Below are 17,823 nucleotides of genomic sequence, written 5' to 3'. Positions count from 1 at the left end.
CGCCCGCGATCAGGGGACGGATGCCGTGACGGTCGCCGGCGTGACGGAGGCCCCCGAGGGCATCCGCGCCGACCCCGAGATGCTCACCGTGTACGCGTGCCCGGAGACCCGGTTCGTGAAAACGGTGGACGAGCGCGAACCGGAGACGGTCACGGGATAGGAGCGACCCGTCGTCGTATCGGTCACCGTCACCGCGAACGAGGTGAAGGTGCCGATGCCGTTGGTCGTCCACGACAGCTTCGTGCCCGCGCTCACGGTGCTCGCCGTCAGCGCGGTGATCTTCGGCTCGGCGGGGATCACTGCGAGCAGGTCGGTGGTGTTCGCCGGCACGTTTCCGACGTGCCCGCGTGCCCCGGTGTTCGCGAAGTACTGCGAGACGTCGGCGGCCGTCCACGTCGGGGGCTCCTGCAGCAGGCGGGCGGCGAGGCCGGCGACGTGGGGGCTCGACAGTGAGGTGCCGCTGGCGAGGCCCGATCCCCCGTCCTTCGAGGTCGAGGTGATGCTGCCGCCCGGGGCGAGCACGTCGACGCACGGACCCCGGTTGCTCATGTAGAGGAAGTCGCCCGCCGGCTCGGTCGCCCCCACCGCGATCACTTTCGGCGCCCGCGCGGGCGAGACGGTGCACGCGTCGACCTGGTCGTTGCCGACGGCCGCCACGACGACGAAGCCCTTGTCGACGAGGGCACTGGAGGCGTTGTCGAGGGTGTCCCACTCCGGGGTGCCGAGGCTCAGGTTGACGACCGCCTTCTGCCCCGAGAAGTTGTCGGAGATCCAGCCGAGGGCGGCGATGACGTCCCAGCCGTTGCCCTCTCCGTAGCAGCCGAACACCCGCACCGGCACGATCCGCGCCTGCTTGGCGACGCCGTAGGTCGAGCTGCCGACCACGCCCGCCACCATCGTGCCGTGGCCCTGGCAGTCGGTGGTGCCCCGGCCGTCGTTCATGAAGTCCTTGCCCGCCGCGGCGTCGACGCGGCCGCCGAAGTCGGGATGATCGGCCCACACACCGGTGTCGACGACGAACACCGTCGTGCCGGCGCCGGTGGAGTCGTAGAGGTAGTGCTGGTCCTGAGCACCGGCGACGTTGTCGACCGCGTCGATCCCCCATGACCCCACGGGCGACTGATCGGCTGCTACGCGCACCACGGGGTTCGGGGTGACCTGCGCGTCGGGAAGCGCTTCGCGCACGGCGTCGGATGCCGCGGCCGGAACCGCCGCGTAGAACTCGTCGCCGAGGGTCACCTGGCCTGCGGCCGTGACCCCGGGGATCGCGAGCACCTGTTCGCGCTGGTCGGCCGGCACCGTCACGATGTCGTACGAGAGCTTGATCTGCTGACGCTCGGCGTCGGTGGCATCCGCGGGGATCGGGAAGTCGTCGACCACCGCCTCCGCGGGAGGCGTCGCGTCGCTCGTCGGAGCAGGGTCGACGGCGAGGCTCGCGGCGGTGGCCGGGAGGGCGTCCGCCCCGCCCGGTGCGGACACCGCCACGACGATGCCGGCGCCGAGCAGAAGCCCTCCGGCCAGTCCGAGGGCGCCCCACCGGCGGAGTCGATCGAGAGCGGTGCGGTCGGTCACGGGGTCTCCTAGAGGGTGTTCGAGTGGGCGCGGTGCGGGACGGGGGTCAGCGCCCGGCGACCGTCAGGGGGTCGGTCGTGACGAGGGCGCCGGACGGCATGCGCGCCGAACCGGTGAGGGTGATCGTGTAGGCGTGCCCGCTCACGACGTCGGTGAAGACCGTGGACGAGCGCAGCGCCGAGACGGTGACCGGATAGGAACGGCCCGCCGTGGTGTCCGTCACCTCGAGCGAGAACGTCGTGAAGGTGCCGATGCCGTTGGTCGTCCACGACAGGGCGATGCCGGAGGCGGCTGCGGTCGCGGTGAGGGATTTCACGCGCGGCACGCCGGGAACCGCGGCGACCTGGTTGACGGTGTTCGAGGGGACGCCGGTGATGTGCCCCGTCGCGGCAGAGGTGCCGAAGTACTGCAGCACGTCGGCGGTCTTCCACGTCGGATGCTCCTGCAGCAGCCGCGCGACGAGACCGGCGACGTGGGGGCTGGCCATCGAGGTGCCGCTGTCGACCGCCACCTGAGAGCCGATCCAGGTGGAGGTGATGTCGCTCCCCGGGGCGAGGATCTTCACGCAGGGGCCGGTGTTGCTGTACCACGCGAAGGCGTTGTCGTCGGCGTAGGCCCCGGTGGTGATCGCCTTCGCCGCACTCGCCGGCGAGGACGTGCACGCGTCCTTGGCGTCGTTCCCCGCGGCCGCCGCGATGACGAATCCCCGGTCGCTCAGCGCATTGACGTAGGCGTCGACGTACGAGAACGTCGGCATGCCCAGGCTCATGTTGATGACCGACTGCGTCCCGGTCGGATAGGTGCGGTAGATCCAGTCGAGAGCCCGCAGGATGTCGTAGCCCGACCCCTGACCCTGGCACCCGAACACCCGCACCGGGATGATGCGGACCTCTTTCGCCACCCCGTACGTGGTGCTGCCGATCGTCCCCGCGACGTGCGTGCCGTGGCCGAAGCAGTCCTCCGTGCCGTTCCCGTCGCCGACGAAGTCCTTGCCCGCGGCCGCATCGACCCGGCCTCCGAAGTCGGGATGCGTCGACTGCACCCCGCTGTCGATGACGAAGGCTGTGACACCCGCCCCGGTGGAGTCGTACAGGTAGTGGTCGTCGTGGGCGGAGGCGGTGTTGTCGACGACGTCGAGACCCCACGAGGGAACGGGTGTCTCGTCGCTCGCGACGGTGACCACCGGGTTCGGCGCGACGACCGCGTCGGGAACGCTCGCCCGCACCAGGTCGGCGGACGACGCCGGCACCGCCACGACGAAGGTGTCGCCCACGGTGACCGGTGCGACGGCGGACACCCCGGGAACCGAGAGAACCTCGTCGCGCTGGTCGACGGGGACGGCGACGATGTCGTACGAGAGCTTGATCTGCTCGCGCTCGGCGTCGGTGGCATCCGCCGGGATGGGGAAGTCGTCGATGACCGCCGACGACCCCTCGGGCTGCGGCGCCGGTGCCACCGCCGCTGCGCGCGCCCCGTCGGGTGCCGCCGAGACGGGCCCCCACCACGCGGTCGCGGTGACGGCGCCGACGAGGGCGAGGCCCGCGGCCACGGCCGCGATGACGCCGCTTCGGCGTGGGGTGGAACGGTGACGATCGATCATGCGCTCTCTTCTGTCACGGACCGGTCGCGGTCACCGGGTCGGCGGTCAGTTCGACGCCCGACGGCATGCGCGCCGCGCCGGTGATGCTCACGCTGTCGGCGTGCCCGCTCTGCGTGGCGGTGAACACCGTCGACGATCGCCCGCCCGACACGGTGACGGGGTGAGTGCGACCCGTCGTGGTGTCGGTGACGGTGATCGAGAACGACGTGAAGGTGCCGACGCCGTTGGTCGTCCAGGTCAGCGACATGCCGCTCGCCGCGGTGCCGGTCGTCAGCGACGTGATCCGCGGGACCATCGGGATCGCGGCGGTGAAATTCACCGTGTCGGCCGGCACGTTCGAGATGTGTCCGGCCGCGGCGGGGGTGTTCAGGAACGCCAGAACGTCGGCGGTGGTCCAGGTCGGGTGCTGCTCGAGCAGACGCGCGGCGAGCCCGGAGACGTGCGGCGTGGCCATCGAGGTGCCGGTGGCGTACGCGATGGTCCCCTGGATCGGGATCGTCGCGATGTTGTCGCCGGGCGCGAGGGTCTTCACGCACTTGCCGTAGTTGCTGTACGAGCTGTAGCTGCGCTGCTCGTTGAAGGCGCCGACGGTGATGACGCTCTCGGCCGCCGCCGGCGACTGCGTGCAGGCGTCGCGGCTGTTGTTGCCCGCGCTCACGACGACGACGAAACCGTGCGTGGCGGCGTAGTTCACCATGGTGTTCAACGTCGCCCACCGGCCCATGCCGAGGCTCATGTTGATGACCATGCGGTCGGGCGGGTAGGTGTCGACGATCCACTTCACCGCGTTCACGAAGTCGTAGGCCAGCCCACCGCCCGTGCATCCGAAGACGCGGACGGGAACGATCTTGGCCTGTTTCGCCACGCCGTAGGTGGTGCTGCCCACGGTGCCGGCCACGGCCGTGCCGTGCCCCGAGCAGTCGTCGGTGCCGTTACCGTCGTTGATGAAGTCGCGCCCCATCGAGGTGTCGACGCGCCCGCCGAAGTCGGCGTTCGACCCTCGTACACCGCTGTCGATGACGAAGACCGTGGTGCCCGCACCCGTCGCGTCGTACAGGTAGTGGTCGTCCTGTGCGGCGTCGGAGTTGTCGACCACGTCGAGACCCCACGAGCGGACGGGCGTCTGGTCTCCGTCGGGCGTGACCTCGCTGTTCGGCTCGATCTCGGCATCCGGAAACTGCGCCCGTACGAGCTCGGTCTGCGCGTGCGGCACGGCGGCCATGAAGGTGTCGCCGAAGGTCATCGGGCCGGCGAGCGTGATGCCCGGCAGCGCCGCCAGGGCGTCCTTGTCGGCGAGCGGCACCGTGACGATGTCGAACGACGACTTGATCTGCAGGCGCTCCTCATCGGTGGCGTCGGCGGGGACGCCGAACTGCGCCGACCACGACGGCGCGTCCTCGGCAGGGGCGGGGGCAGCAACAGCGACCTGGGGCTCGGCGGCGCTTTCGCCGGGAACGGGTGAGATCGACGAAGCAACGGAACTTCCCGCCGAGGACGACGACATCACTGCCGCGGTGACGCCGCCCGATGCGAGCAGAGTGATGACGAGGCCGAAGGACCACGCCCGTCGAGAACGGGAGGGGAGGGTGACGAACGACATGAATGGCCCTCCCGAGGTCAGGGACCGGTGGCCGTGACCGGGTCGGTCGTCACCGAGGCGCCCGAGGAGAGCGTCGCCGTGCCGATGATCTTGATCGAGTAGGCGTGGCCCGGGATGACGTTCGTGAAGACCGTCGATGCCTTGGTGCCCGACACGGTCACCGGGTAGGCGAGCCCCGTCGCGGTGTCGGTGACGGTGAGCGAGAAGGCGGTGAAGGTTCCGACGCCGTTGGTCGTCCACGACAGCCCGATGCCGGCTGAGGCGGTGCTCGTCGTCAACGAGGTGACCTGCGGTTGCGCAGCCGCCACAGGGATGGTCGCGATCAGGTTCACGGTGTTGGCCGGCATGTTGCCGAGGCGGCCGGTCGAGGCGGCCGTGTTGAAGGAGTTCAACACGTCGGACCCGACCCACGACGGGTGCGCTTGCAGCAGGCGCGCCGCGAGGCCCGACACGTGCGGCGCCGCCATCGACGTTCCACTGGCGGTTGCCGTCCCGCTGTTGAGATAGGTGGAGGTGATCTCCCCACCCGGTGCGACGACCTTCACGCACGGGCCGGTGTTGCTGTAGCCGCTGTAGTTGAGCGCCTTGGTGTAATACCCCACCGTGATGACCGACGACGTCGAACCGGGGGACGAGTTGCAGGCATCGTCGGACTCGTTGCCCGCGGCCGCGATCACGACGAAGCCGCGACTGTTCGCGAACGATGCCGTGTTGTTGATCGGGAAGTACTTGGGCACGCTCAGGCTCATGTTGATGACCATCTGACTGGGCCATCGGTTGTTGTCGGTGATCCAGTTGAGGGCGTAATAGACGTCCATCGCAGAGCCGGTTCCGGAGCAACCGAACACTCGCACCGGAATGATGCGGGTTTTCTTGGCCACGCCGTAGGTGGTGCTGCCGACGATTCCGGCCACGTGGGTGCCGTGGCCGAGGCAGTCCTCGGTGCCGCGACCGTCGTTGATGAAGTCCTTCCCTGCAGCCACGTCGACGCGGCCCCCGAAATCGGGATGGTTCGACTGCACGCCGCTGTCCATCACGAAGACCGTCGTGCCGGTTCCGTCGTTGTCGTAGCGGTAGTGACCGTCCTGCGCCCCGCCGGCGTTGTCAACGGAGTCGAGCCCCCACGACGGGACGGGGGTCTGATCGGCTTCGACCTTGGCGACCTCGTTCGGCTCGACCACGGCATCCGGAATGCTCGCCCTCACGAGGTCGGACTGCTCGCGCAGGACCGCCACCGACAGAGTGTCATCGCGCACGACCGGTGCGACGGCCTCGACGCCGGGAAGCGAGAACAGAGCGTCGCGCTGACTGAGCGGAACCGTGATGAGGTCGTACGCCAGCTTGGCCTGCAGGCGTTGGTCGTCGGTCGCATCGGCGGGGAGTTGGACGGCGTGGACCCACTCGTCGGCCGCCGCGACGCCCGACCCCTCGGTGGCGGTGGACGGATCGGATGACTCCGAAACCGAGGGAGTGCTCGACGGCGCCGGGCCGGCCGCCGCCGCAGCGGCGGGGGCGGAGTGGTCGGCTGCAGGCCATACGGCGAGCGTCACTCCCCCGGCGATGAGAAGCGCGCCGGTCAGGCCGACGGCCACCCATCGCAGAGCGCCGCGCGGACCGTGACGTCGGGAGGGATCGACGCTCAGCACGACGAGCTCGACACGGTGAACGGGACGGTGACCTTGTTCGAGCCGAAGGCCGCCGGACCCGCCGCGCCGTAAGCCGAGACCGAGCTCGCGACGCCCCCCGAGACGTCTTGGTAGATCGTTCCGTTCGACGCGAAGAAGTCGGCGCCGAGCGGCGTGCTGCCGGTCGGCACGTTGGTCGCCGTGCGCACGCTGTTGCCCGAGACCATGAAGAGGGCCGCCTCGCCGGTGCTCGTGCGACGGACCGGCAGCAACCGCTCGCCCGAGTAGTAGGGGTTCGGCGTGAGCGTCCCGAACGCGGCGATTCCGGATGCCACGATGCCGGTGCCGTAGGCGCTGGTGCCGTCCCAGCTGACGCGGTAGATGTTCCCGGAGGAGAGGAAGAGGTCGTCGGCGATCGGCGTCGCGCCACCGCCCGGACCGTTCGCCGTGCCGTACTCGGGCGCGGTACGCACGTCGTTGTTCGGCAGGCGCAGGATGCGGGCAGACCCGACACTCGAGCGATACGGCAGGAAGAAGGTGCTCGACGAGCCGCTGCCCGCGTCGTGCGAGATGAGCTGACCCGCCTCGGCGACGTCGGTGGCCACGGCAGCGCCACCCCGGTAGATCGAGGAGCCCGAGAGGAAGAGGTCGGCGGCGAGGGGGGTCGCTCCCGACGGCGTACCGCTGACGGTGGTCAACGTGCCCGCGCTCGTGCTGAACACCGCCGCCGAGCCGTCGTCGCGCCGCACCGGCAGCAGGAAGGTCGCGTTGCCCGAGGGCGACTCGACCAGCCGACCCACGGCCGCGATGCCGGTGGCCACGGCCCCGGTGCCCGACTTGTAGAGCACGCCGCCCGCGAGGAAGTAGTCCTGGCCGACGGGGGTCGACCCGGTGGGGACGCTCGTCGCGTCGGCGAGGCCGCTCGGCGAAGTGAGGATACGGGCATCGGTTGCCGTCAGCGAGGCCGAGGCGCTCGTGGCGCCCGACGACGACGCCGACAGCGTGCCGGTGGCTCCGTTGCCGGGCACGTGGATCGTGCCGCACGACACCGAGCCGTCGGAGCCGGTCACGACGGTCGCGGACGTGCCGCCCCCGTCGAAGGTGTATCCGCCGGACAGCTGCAGAGCGATGCTGACCCCGGCCGCGGCCGCGGCGCCGTTCGCCGCCTTGACGACGGCGGTGGTGATCGTGCCGCAGGTCACGCCGGAGTACGACGCCGCCGAGAACGAGAGCGTCTTGCCCGAGGCGGCGAAGGCGGGGGTCGCGGCGACCAAGGCCACCGCGGGCACCGCCCACGCGGCACCGTGCAGGATGACGCGGCGAGTGGGGTGGGCGGGGAGGTGGAGCGGGCGATCGACGGAGTGTCGCACAGGTCGTCCTTCCTGACGGGCCGGTGGGCGTCACGGCTGAGGACCCACGACGTGCGGGTGACATTTCCCTATGCGTCGGCGAGGGACGCGCTGGGAGCGCGGTTCGCGACGGGGGGTGAAGGCCGGGGCCGACGGCATCCGGTCGCCGTTCCGCGCGGATCGCATCGCGCAGACGACCGCGCGGGCGATCCGCGTGCGGGGCTCGTGCTCACCCGTGCTCTCACCTGCCCGGCGCTCGCCGGGGCACGCCGCGCGCCCCCGGTAGACTTCAGCCAGTGAGCAGAACCCGAGCCGAAGCCGCGTACCTGCGCTCGGCGACCGCGTTCAAGAATCCCACGCTCGACCTGCTGCACGGGCGCTTCGCCCCCTTCGTCGTCGCCGTCCTGTCGGTCGTCTTCACCCCCGACCGCCCCGCCGTCGCGGTCGCCGACGCGCACGTCGAGGTCGCCGAGGCGATCGACGAGCTGCGGGCCGCCGGCATCGACACCGACGACGATCGACGTATCCCCGCCGGTACCGCGCGCGAGATCTGCCGCGGGTGGGTGCGCGTGGGCTGGCTCGGCCTGCAGATCGAAGACGACGTCGAGGTCTACCGCCTCTCCGCCCACGCCGTGGGCGCCCTCGAGATCGCCGGGCGTGCCGGCGGCGGCCGTGCCCGTGTCTCGCGCTCGCGCGTGCGGACGCTGCTCGACGCCGTCGATCGGCTCGCGCGCGACGCCGAGAGCGATCCCGCCCGCCGCCGAGAGGCCCTGCTCGAGGAGCGGGCCGCCCTGGACGCCGAGATCGCGGCTCTCGACGAGGGCGTGGTCGAGCCTCTCGACGACGACCACCTGCTCGAAGAGGCCGAGAACGTCATCCACCTCGCACGCGAGCTGCCCGCCGACTTCTCGCGCGTCGCCGAGTCGATCGCCGCGATGCAGCGCGACGTGGTCGCCGAGCTGCGACGCGACGTGCGCCCCACCGGCGAAGTGCTGCGCGAATACCTCGAGCGCGGCCGACAGGTGATGCAGGCGACCCCCGAGGGGCGCGCGTTCCAGGGCGCACTGCGCCTGATCGGCGACCCCGAGAACATCGACGACCTCACCGACCAGCTGCACGCCGTACTCACCCAGCCGTTCTCGCGCCTGATGACGCCCGAGCAGCGCGGCGAGCTCGACGCGATCGCGCGGCGCGTCGAGGCCGGCGTGCAGGAGGTGCTCACCGCCCAGCGACGCGCCTCGCACGTCATCACCGCGCAGGTGCGCACGCACGACCCGATCCGCGACCGACAGGTCGACGACCTGCTGCGCGGCGTCATGGCGGGCCTTCACCGCTGGAGCCAGACCCGCTCCCCCGGCCGCGTCGAGCCCGTGCGGACGCTCCCCCTCGCCGACATCGGGCACCTGCGTCGATCCCTCAGCGACGTGCGTCCTCCCGGGGCGCCGGAGCCCTTGGCATCCGGAGACTCCGACGTCGAGTTCGTCGACGCCGACACGCGCGCGTGGGGCGGCCCGCACTACGCCGAGCTCGAGCAGTACGTCGCATCGCTCGGCGACGGCTTCGACCTCGCGACCGCCTTCGCGGGAGCGGATGCCGAGACGCGACGCCCCGTCGACCTCGTGGGACTGCTCGAGATCGTGCACCGCGCCGGCCTCGTCGAGCACGACGACGTCTCGATCGTCGAGGCCGTGCGCCCCGACGGCACGACCCGACGCTTCGCCTTCGGGGCGGTCTCCGCCCAGCTCCACACAGAAACGGATGCCGATGACTGACGTCGACGCTCCCTCCGGCGGGGACGACAGCCCCGCGTTCATCGCCCCGGTCGCGATGGAGAACGACCCCGACGCGCTGTTCGCGGGCGACCGCGGCACGCTCGACGCCGACGTGCGGCGCGTGCTCGTGCGCATTCTGCAGCGGCGCTTCCTCGTCGCCGAGAACTCCCCTGCCGAGTGGAAGCTGCTTCTGGAGCACCAGCAGATGATCGAGTCGCGCCTGAACGACCTGTTCGTGCGGCTCGTCGTCGACCACGCCCGCGGCGTCGCCTACAAGGAGCAGGTGCGCAGCGACGAGCTCGACGTGCCGATCCTGCTGAAGGACGAGGCGTATTCGCGCGCCGAGACGCTGGTGCTCGTCTACCTGCGCACGGTGTTCCAGCGCGAGACGACCGCCGGCACGGCATCCGCCCGCGTCGACGTCGAAGAGGTCGAGCAGACGGTGCTCACCTACTTCAGCGAGACCGACGGCACCCGCGCGAGCCAGCAGCGCGCGGTGCGCACCGCGATCGCGCGCCTCGACCGCGAGGGCATCATCGAGGAGGAGTCCGAGGGGCGTTACCGCATCGGGCCGCTCATCGAGATCGTGCTCAGCGCCGAGGTGCTGCGCGACCTGCAGCGGTGGTTGGAGGAGCAGGTGACGGATGCCGCGGCATCCGCCCCCGCCGACGCCCTCGAGGAGGAACTCGTATGACCATGCTCGAGACGCTGTTCGGGCTGATCCCCGCCGCCTCGCGCGGGCAGCAGTGGGTCGCCGAAGACCTGCAGCTGATCAACTGGGGCGGGTACGACGGCACGCACCGCGTGCGCTTCGCGCCGACCGCGACGCTGCTGTGCGGCGGATCGGGCTCGGGCAAGTCCACGCTCATGGACGCGTACGTCGCGCTGATGATGCCGCACACGACCCCCTTCAACGGCGCCTCGAACGGCGCGGTCGTCGGGCGCCCGCGCGGGCAGGAGCAGCGCAACATCCTCTCGTACGGCCGCGGCAAGCTCGACGAGTCGCGCACCGACGAGGGCACGAAGGTGCGGGTGCTGCGCGGTGACGGGGTCGACACGTGGACCGCGATCGGCATGACCTGGGCCGACCACGACGGCGCGCGCTTCACGGCGGTGCGGGCCTGGTACTTCCCCGCCGCCGCCCGCACCCTCGACGACGCCGTCAAGGTGCGCGCAACCGTGCACGGGGCGTTCGACCTGCGCCAGCTCGAGCGCGCGGCGCAGAGCCACCTCTCCGACTCCGCGGTGCGGGCCACCGGCCTCGACACCCTCGCGACCGACCGCGAGTTCTCGGCGCGACTGCACACGGTGCTCGGCATCGGCGCGGCGGGAGCGGGCGCGAAGGCGATGAGCCTGCTCGCGCGCATCCAGGCCGGGCAGCAGATCACCACCGTCGACGACCTGTACAAGCGCATGGTGCTCGAAGAGCCCGAGACGCTCTCCGTCGCCGACGCGGTCGTCACGCACTTCGACGGGCTCGAGTCGACGCGCACGCGCATGCTCGAGGCCCGCCAGCAAGTGCGGGCCCTGCAGCCGATCCGCGGCATGAAGACGCGCATCGACGACGCCGCCGAGCGCCTGCGCCTGATCGACGCGCTCGGACGCTTCGGCGACCCCGAGTCGCGCGCCTCGCTCTGGCGCGCGCAGCGCCGGGTCGACCTGCTCGAAGCAGTCGAGGCCGAGCTGCGCGACCGCACGCACGCCACCGACGCACTCGTGCGCGAGCGCCAGGCCCTTGCCGACGCGGCCGAGGCCGAACGCGAAGGCCTCGGCGACGTGCTGCGCGCGGCCGGCGGCGACCGCCTCGACGCGGCGCAGCGCGAGCTGCGGACCCTCGAGCGGCGCCTGGCCGGCATGCAGCGCGACCGCGAGCGGTTCGAGGCGGCCCTCGCCGTGCTCTCGGTCGAGGTCACCACCGAGAAGCAGTTCGCCGCGCTCGTCGCCGAGGCGCGTCGCACCCTCGCCGACACGGGTGCCAAGAGCGCCGTGCGCGACGCCTTCGTCGCCGCCAGCAGCCGGCACACCGACCTGCGCCAGCAGCTCGCGGCTCTCGAGACCGAGCACCGGCGCACGCAGACCCGCGACGACAACATCCCCCCGCGCCTGCACGAGGCGCGCGAGGCGCTGGCCGCGGCCGCGGGACTCACCGCCGCCGAGCTGCCCTTCGTGGCCGAGCTCGTCGACGTGCGCACCGAGTTCGAGCCGTGGCGCGGGGCGTTCACCCTCGCCCTGGGCGGTTTCGCCACGACGCTGCTCGTCGACGCCGCTCACCTGGCCTCGTTCCGCTCCGCGATCGACGGCGTGCGCCTCGGCGAGCGTCTGCGCTTCGAGGGCGTGCCGACCGACCTCCCTGAGCGCGGCGCACTGGACCCGGCGACCCTGCCCGGACGCCTGGAGTTCCGTTCCTCCCCCTTCACCGGCTGGCTGCAGGACCGCCTCGAGCAGCAGTTCTCCTTCGTGTGCGTGGATGCCGCGTCGGAGCTCTCGCAGCACCGCATGGCGCTCACGATCTCGGGCCAGACGAGCCAGGGCGCCCGCGGCGCCCACGGCGGGTCGGCGCGACAGAGCATCCTCGGCTTCTCGTCGCGCGTGCGCCTGACCGAGCTCGGCGAGCAGATCGTCACCGTGCGACGCGACCTGACCTCGGCCAAGGCCGCGGTCGACGAGGCCGCCGCCGCCCTCGACGCCTTCGACGACCGGCGCGGCGCCCTCGAGAAGATCGCGGATCTGTCATGGGACCAGGTCGACGTGGCATCCGTCGAACGCGATCTCGACCGCTGGAACGAGACCGTCGTCGAGGTCACCGCGGGAAACCCCCGCATCGCCGAGCTGCAGGAGCAGATCTCGGGCGCGAAGGCCCGCGTCGCGCGCCTGCGCGAAGAGATCGGCGGGGCCAAGACCGAGCAGCAGGCCCTCGCCGCACGCTGGGCCGAGATCACCGACGACGTGGATGCCGCGCAGATTTTGCTCGAACGGGCCGAAGACCGCGAGATGACGCTCACCGACGACGAGGTCGCGTACCTCGACGGGTTGTTCGTGGCGCCCTCCGGCGAGGACGTCTCGCCCTCGCAGCGGCTCGCGCGGTTTGACGCGGCCCTCGAGTCGGCGTCGAAGCGCCTGCTCGAGGAGCAGCGCGCGGCGCAGGAGACGTGGAGCGACCAGCGCGACAGCCTCCGCCGCACGATGACCGCGTTCACCGACCGGTGGCCCAGCCCCAACCTGCTCGCGGACCCCGACGAGGCGCTCGGCGACTTCGAGCGAATCCTCAGCGAGCTCGAGGCTAGCGGCCTGCACGAGCTCGAGGCCGAGTGGCGCGACTCCTTGCTGCGCCTCTCGGGCAACGACCTCACGAGCCTCGACTCCGCGCTCACGCGCGCGCTGCGCGAGATCCGCGAGCGCATCGCCCCGATCAACGACATCATGCAGGACCTCCCGTTCTACGACGACGAGCACCGCCTGCAGATCGTGCCGCGCGAGAGCCAGTCGGAGGTGCGCAAGCGGTTCCGCCGCGAGTTGCGCGACGTGCGCGCGGCGATCGACGCGGCCTCCTCCGACGAGGAGCGCGAGGCCGTGTACGGGCGCATGGCGCGGTTGATCAACCGCATCCGCCCCACCGCCCCCGACTTCGCCGACCTCGTCGACGTGCGCAACCACGTGCGCGTCAGCGCCGAGCGCTTCCGCGCCGACACCGGCGAGCACGTGGCGCTGTACGACCACATCGGCGAGAAGTCGGGCGGCGAATCGCAGGAGCTCATCGCCTTCATCGTCGGTGCCGCCCTGCGCTACCAGCTCGGTGACGCCGGGTCGGAGCGCCCGCGCTACGCCCCCGTCTTCCTCGACGAAGCGCTCATCAAGGCCGACGCGCACTTCACCAAGCGCGCGATCGGAGCCTGGCGCGGCCTCGGATTCCAGCTCGTCATCGGTGCGCCGAACGACAAGTACAGCGCGATCGAGCCGCACGTCGACGTCGAGTACGACATCCTCAAGGACACCCGCGGGCGCTCGTGGGCGAAGGCGAAGGTGGCGCTGCCGGCGTGAGCCGTGGCGCAGCCTCAGCGGATCGGACAACCTCAGTCGGGATGGGGGTCACGCGGCTGAGGGTGCGCGGATCGCGGAGATTGTGAGGCGAGCACTTTTTGGCGCGCCTCGGACAACCTCCGCAATCAGCGCAACCTCAGCGGAAATCCGGGGGTCGCGGCTGAAGATGCGCGGATCTCGGAGGGTGTGAATCGGGCCGGCGGAAATGCCACCCTCGGGAATGTCCGCGACCCTCTCTACGCTGTGCTCAGGGGCACGGCGGAAGGCGGCAGGCATGCAAGGACTCGAGATCACGGTTCTGCTGGGATTGGCGATGCTCGTGGGCACCGTCCTGGCTCCCCGATTGCGCGTCGCGACACCGCTCGTGCTGCTCGTCATCGGCCTCGCGCTCGGCTTCATCCCCGAGCTGCGCCAGATCGAGCTTCCGCCCGAGACGGTGCTGTTGCTGTTCCTGCCCGTCATGCTGTTCCGCGAGGCGTGGACGACCTCCTTGCGGTCGGTGCGCCGTTCGCTGCGCTACATCATCCCGATGAGCACGTTGCTCGTGGTGGCATCCGCGTTCGCCGTCGCCGGGGTCGCGACCTGGATGGGTGTGCCGTGGGAGGCCGCTCTCGTGCTGGGCGCCGCGGTCGCCCCGCCCGACGCCACGGCCGTCGCCGCCCTCGGCCGACTGCTGCCCGCCAAGACCTTCATGAAGCTCAAGGCCGAGAGCTTGACGAACGACGGCACCGCCCTCGTGCTCTACGCGATCGCCGTCGCGCTGCTGCTCGGCGACCAGATCACCCCTCTGCAGATCACCGGCATGGTGCTGCTGTCGTACCTCGGCGGAGCCGCCGCGGGCATCGCCGTGGCCGCCGCGGCGTTCTTCGCCCTGCGGCGCATGCAGTCGACCCTGACGATCAACCTCACGATGGTGCTGGTGCCGTTCGTGTCGTTCCTCATCGCCGAGATCATCGACGCCTCGGGCGTGCTCGCAGTGGTATTCGCCGGCCTCATCATGGCGTGGGTGTCGCCGCGCATCACCACGGCCATGTCGAGAAGGGCGGCGGATGCCACCTGGCCCTTCGGCGTCTACCTCCTCAACGGCGCCCTCTTCGTGCTCATCGGGCTCGAGGTGCAGCTCGTGCTGCACGAGATCTCAGGGTCGGAGATCGGCATCCTGCTCCTGGTGACCGTGGCCGCCTGGATCGCCCTGTTCGTCGTGCGCTACCTGTTCCAGTGGCTGTTCTCGCCGTTCTCGCGTCCCGCCGCCGGATCGTCGCGGTCGCTGCGGCATCGATCGCGCATCGTGAGCACCGTGGCCGGGTTCCGCGGAGCCGTGTCGCTCGCCATCGCCCTGTCGGTGCCGGTCACCACGGCCGCGGGCGACCCGGTGGCCGGTCGTGACGCGATCGTGTTCGTCACGGCGGGTGTCATCGTGCTCACCCTGCTCGTGCAGGGGCCGCTGCTGCCGGCGGTCATCAAGTGGGCGAAGCTCCCCAACGACGACGCCGCGATCGAGGAGTACGAACTCGCCGAACGCGCGATCTCGGGGGCTGCTCTCTCGGCCCTCGACGACCTCGCGGTCGAGCACGGCATCAGCGACCGGGTCCGTGACCGTGCGCGGCGCGAAGGGTACGAACGTTTGGAGCTCGCCAACGCGCGCGCCGTCGCCCGCCAGCGGGCGATCGAGGAGCGTGACCTCGCCGAGCTCGACGCCTCGTTCGACGACGACAGCTCGGCGACGGGGCCGCTCCCGCCCGAGGCGCCCGAGTCCGACAAGCGCAACGCCGACCGCGCCTCGTCGGGCACCGACGACGAGGGCACGGCCTTCACCGGGCCGCTGCAGATGATCGCCGTGAGCGACGACATCGACGTGACGCAGCGCTCGCCTCTGCTGCGGCACAAAGAGGCGCAGCGGCTGCGGCTCGCGATCCTCGACCGCAAGCGCGAGGTGCTGTTGCGCCTGCGCCGCGAAGGCACGATCGACGACCTCGTCGCGCGCAAGATCCTCGCCGGTCTCGACCTGGAGGAGATCCGCGCGCGGGGGCTCGAAAAGGCGAGCGAGTAGCCGCGGCGGGGGCGACCGAACCCCGCTCCCGCCACCCGGCGGCATCCGCCCGCGATTCTCCCGCCGTCCGGCGGGGACGCACAGCGCACGTCGAGCCGCATGATCGAAGCGGACGCGACGTGGCGTCCCCGACGAAGGAGTCACCGTGACCGCCCCCGGCATCCTGCCCCGCCCGCCCTTCGACCCCGAGCTCGCCCCCATGCTCGAGGTGATCAGCCAGATGCTTCCGTCCACCCTGACGGCCGAGATGCTGCCCGCGATGCGCGCCGGTTCCCTGCCCGGTCTGCCCACTCCCGCCGAGATCCTCGAGTCGGCGCAGCTGCAGTCGCGCGACGTGACGATACCCGGGTTCGAGGGGGCCGACATCGTCGTCTCGGTCATCGAGGCGAAGGAGCGCACCGGAACCGGACCCGGCATCTTCCACACCCACGGCGGCGGAATGATCATGGGCGACAGGTTCACGGCCGTCGAGGCCTTCGCGGAGTGGATCCACCGCTACAACGCCGTGGTCGTCAGCGTCGAGTACCGGCTCGCCCCCGAGTTCCCCGATCCCTACCCCGTCGAGGACTGCTACGCGGGGCTCGTGTGGACGGCCGAGAACGCCGACCGGCTCGGCATCGAGAGCGAGCGTCTGCTGATCGCCGGCGGCAGCGCCGGCGGGGGTCTCGCCGCGGGTGTCGCCCTGCTCGCCCGCGACAGGCGGGGACCCCACCTCGTCGGGCAGATGCTGATGTACCCGATGCTCGACGACCGCGATGCGACGGTGTCGACGCACCAGATCGACGGCGTCGGGGTGTGGGACCGCGGCAGCAACCTGCTGGGCTGGAACTCCCTGCTCGGCGAACGCCGGGGCACCGACGACGTCTCGATCTACGCCGCGCCCGCGCGGGCCACCGACCTGTCGAACCTGCCCCCGGCGTTCATCGACTGCGGGAGCGCGGAGGTGTTCCGCGACGAGGACGTCGCCTACGCCTCGGCCATCTGGGCGGCCGGCGGGCAGGCCGAGTTGCACGTCTGGCCGGGCGCGTTCCACGCCTTCGAGGGCTTCGCGCCGCAGGCCGCCCTCTCGCACGACGCCGTCGACGCGCGCGATCGCTGGATCCGCCGCCTGCTCGGCTGAGCCGCGGTCTTAGGCTGGGCGCGACGAAGGAGTGACCCATGCAGGAGCTCGCGGGACGACTGAGGGTGCTCGACCCGGCAGCGAGCGAGTCGGTGAAGATCATCGGATACTTCGACTCGCTCGTTGCGGGCGGCGCGGGTGCCGAGTCGGTCGTGCGGGCAGCGGCGATCCTGAGCGGCGTGCCCGCGGGCGCACGGGTGCGGGGCCGTCTCATCGGCGTCGATGCGGACGGCGGGCGCACCGCACCGCGAGAGCCCGAGGGGGCGGATGCCGCCGACGCGCCACGCGTGTGGCTCGAGCGCCCCGACGGCGCCGGCCTGAACGACGCCATGATCATCGACCGCGCGCAGGTCGCCCTCTCGATCATCGTCGCGCGCGCCGACCCGACGATGAGCGCGGTCGAACGCGTGATCGACCCGACGACCTCGCGAGTGGATCGCGAGGCCGCCGCCCACCGCCTGCGCCTGAGCGGTGCCGTGCGCGTCGTGGCGGCCCCGCCCACCTCCCGCCACGTGCTCACGGCTTCGACCGTGCTCGCCACGAACGAGGGGGCGGTGTGGATCGGTCTCGGCGACGTCGTGCCCCCGGACGGACCCGTCGGAACGAGCGTCGCGAGCGACCTCGACGATCTCCCCCGCGCCTGCGCCGACGCCCGTCTCGCGCTGCGCCTCGCCGACGACCGGCACCGTGTGATGGATGCCGCCGACCTCGGCGTGCTGATCATGCTGGCGCGATCGTTCGAGGCGTCGGCGCCGCGGCATCCGGATGTCGAAGCATTCGACGCCCTCGATGCCCGGGCGCTCGAGGCCCTCGACGTGGTGGTCGACAGCGAGAGCATCCGCGCGGCCGCGACGCGTCTGTCGATGCACCACAGCAGCCTGCAGTCGCGCCACGAGACGTGGACGCGCCAGCTCGGGTACGACCCGCTGAGCCCGCGGGGACGCGCCCGCTTCCTCGCGGCGCGGTTACTGCAGCGGCTGGCCTAGGCGCCACCGCGGCGAAGCCCTCGCCGCCTTCGCGAGGCCCCGACGGGCCGGGCGCGAATGCCGAAGCGCACGCGTGGCGATGAGCGGGCGATGTGCGCCGTTCTTCGAGTC

Annotated in this window: 11 protein-coding genes; 6 read left to right on the top strand and 5 right to left on the bottom strand. The window is 71.4% G+C overall.

Annotation, left to right across the window (positions count from 1 at the left end; translation table 11 throughout):
- Positions 1–9: 9 nt before the first annotated feature.
- Genes LPW41_RS07230 through LPW41_RS07210 form a run of 5 tightly spaced genes read right to left on the bottom strand, consistent with a single transcriptional unit; the run spans position 10 to position 7,767 of the window.
- Entirely contained in the window at positions 10–1,572 is a 1,563-nt protein-coding gene (locus LPW41_RS07230; protein WP_230704440.1) for a S8 family peptidase, read from the bottom strand.
- A gap of 46 nt (positions 1,573–1,618) precedes the next feature.
- Positions 1,619–3,172: a S8 family peptidase gene (locus tag LPW41_RS07225; protein ID WP_154095870.1), complete on the bottom strand. Its 1,554-nt coding sequence runs from the start codon at positions 3,170–3,172 to the stop codon at positions 1,619–1,621.
- Positions 3,173–3,185: 13 nt separating this feature from the next.
- Positions 3,186–4,772, bottom strand: a complete 1,587-nt coding sequence (locus LPW41_RS07220; RefSeq protein WP_230704439.1) for a S8 family peptidase — start codon at positions 4,770–4,772, stop codon at positions 3,186–3,188.
- 17 nt (positions 4,773–4,789) lie between these two features.
- The gene (locus LPW41_RS07215; protein WP_154095872.1) at positions 4,790–6,418 is read right to left on the bottom strand and encodes a S8 family peptidase; all 1,629 of its coding nucleotides are present in this window, start codon (positions 6,416–6,418) and stop codon (positions 4,790–4,792) included.
- Entirely contained in the window at positions 6,412–7,767 is a 1,356-nt protein-coding gene (locus LPW41_RS07210) for a hypothetical protein (RefSeq protein WP_230704438.1), read from the bottom strand. Before LPW41_RS07210 ends, LPW41_RS07215 begins: the two co-directional genes overlap by 7 nt.
- A 275-nt stretch (positions 7,768–8,042) precedes the next feature.
- Here LPW41_RS07210 and LPW41_RS07205 point away from each other — a divergent pair, with 275 nt between their 5' ends.
- The 6 genes from LPW41_RS07205 to LPW41_RS07180 all read left to right on the top strand — a co-directional run bounded on the left by LPW41_RS07205 (position 8,043) and on the right by LPW41_RS07180 (position 17,712).
- Positions 8,043–9,518, top strand: coding sequence for a DUF3375 domain-containing protein (locus LPW41_RS07205; RefSeq protein WP_230704437.1), 1,476 nt, complete (start codon positions 8,043–8,045; stop codon positions 9,516–9,518).
- Positions 9,511–10,212 carry a DUF4194 domain-containing protein gene (locus LPW41_RS07200; RefSeq protein WP_154095874.1) on the top strand — a complete coding sequence of 234 codons (702 nt, stop codon included), beginning with the start codon at positions 9,511–9,513 and terminating at the stop codon, positions 10,210–10,212. Before LPW41_RS07205 ends, LPW41_RS07200 begins: the two co-directional genes overlap by 8 nt.
- Positions 10,209–13,556, top strand: coding sequence for an ATP-binding protein (locus LPW41_RS07195; protein ID WP_230704436.1), 3,348 nt, complete (start codon positions 10,209–10,211; stop codon positions 13,554–13,556). Before LPW41_RS07200 ends, LPW41_RS07195 begins: the two co-directional genes overlap by 4 nt.
- 274 nt (positions 13,557–13,830) lie before the next feature.
- Positions 13,831–15,606 carry a Na+/H+ antiporter gene (locus LPW41_RS07190; RefSeq protein ID WP_230704435.1) on the top strand — a complete coding sequence of 592 codons (1,776 nt, stop codon included), beginning with the start codon at positions 13,831–13,833 and terminating at the stop codon, positions 15,604–15,606.
- A gap of 145 nt (positions 15,607–15,751) precedes the next feature.
- Positions 15,752–16,726: an alpha/beta hydrolase gene (locus tag LPW41_RS07185; RefSeq protein ID WP_230704434.1), complete on the top strand. Its 975-nt coding sequence runs from the start codon at positions 15,752–15,754 to the stop codon at positions 16,724–16,726.
- A 38-nt stretch (positions 16,727–16,764) separates the two neighbouring features.
- Positions 16,765–17,712 carry a hypothetical protein gene (locus LPW41_RS07180; protein ID WP_230704433.1) on the top strand — a complete coding sequence of 316 codons (948 nt, stop codon included), beginning with the start codon at positions 16,765–16,767 and terminating at the stop codon, positions 17,710–17,712.
- Positions 17,713–17,823: the final 111 nt, after the last annotated feature.

This window comes from Microbacterium sp. JC 701 (assembly GCF_021026215.1).
Taxonomy (GTDB): Bacteria; Actinomycetota; Actinomycetes; order Actinomycetales; family Microbacteriaceae; genus Microbacterium; species Microbacterium algihabitans.
Note: the sequence above shows the minus strand (reverse complement) of the source record. Positions and strands in the feature narration are given on the sequence as shown.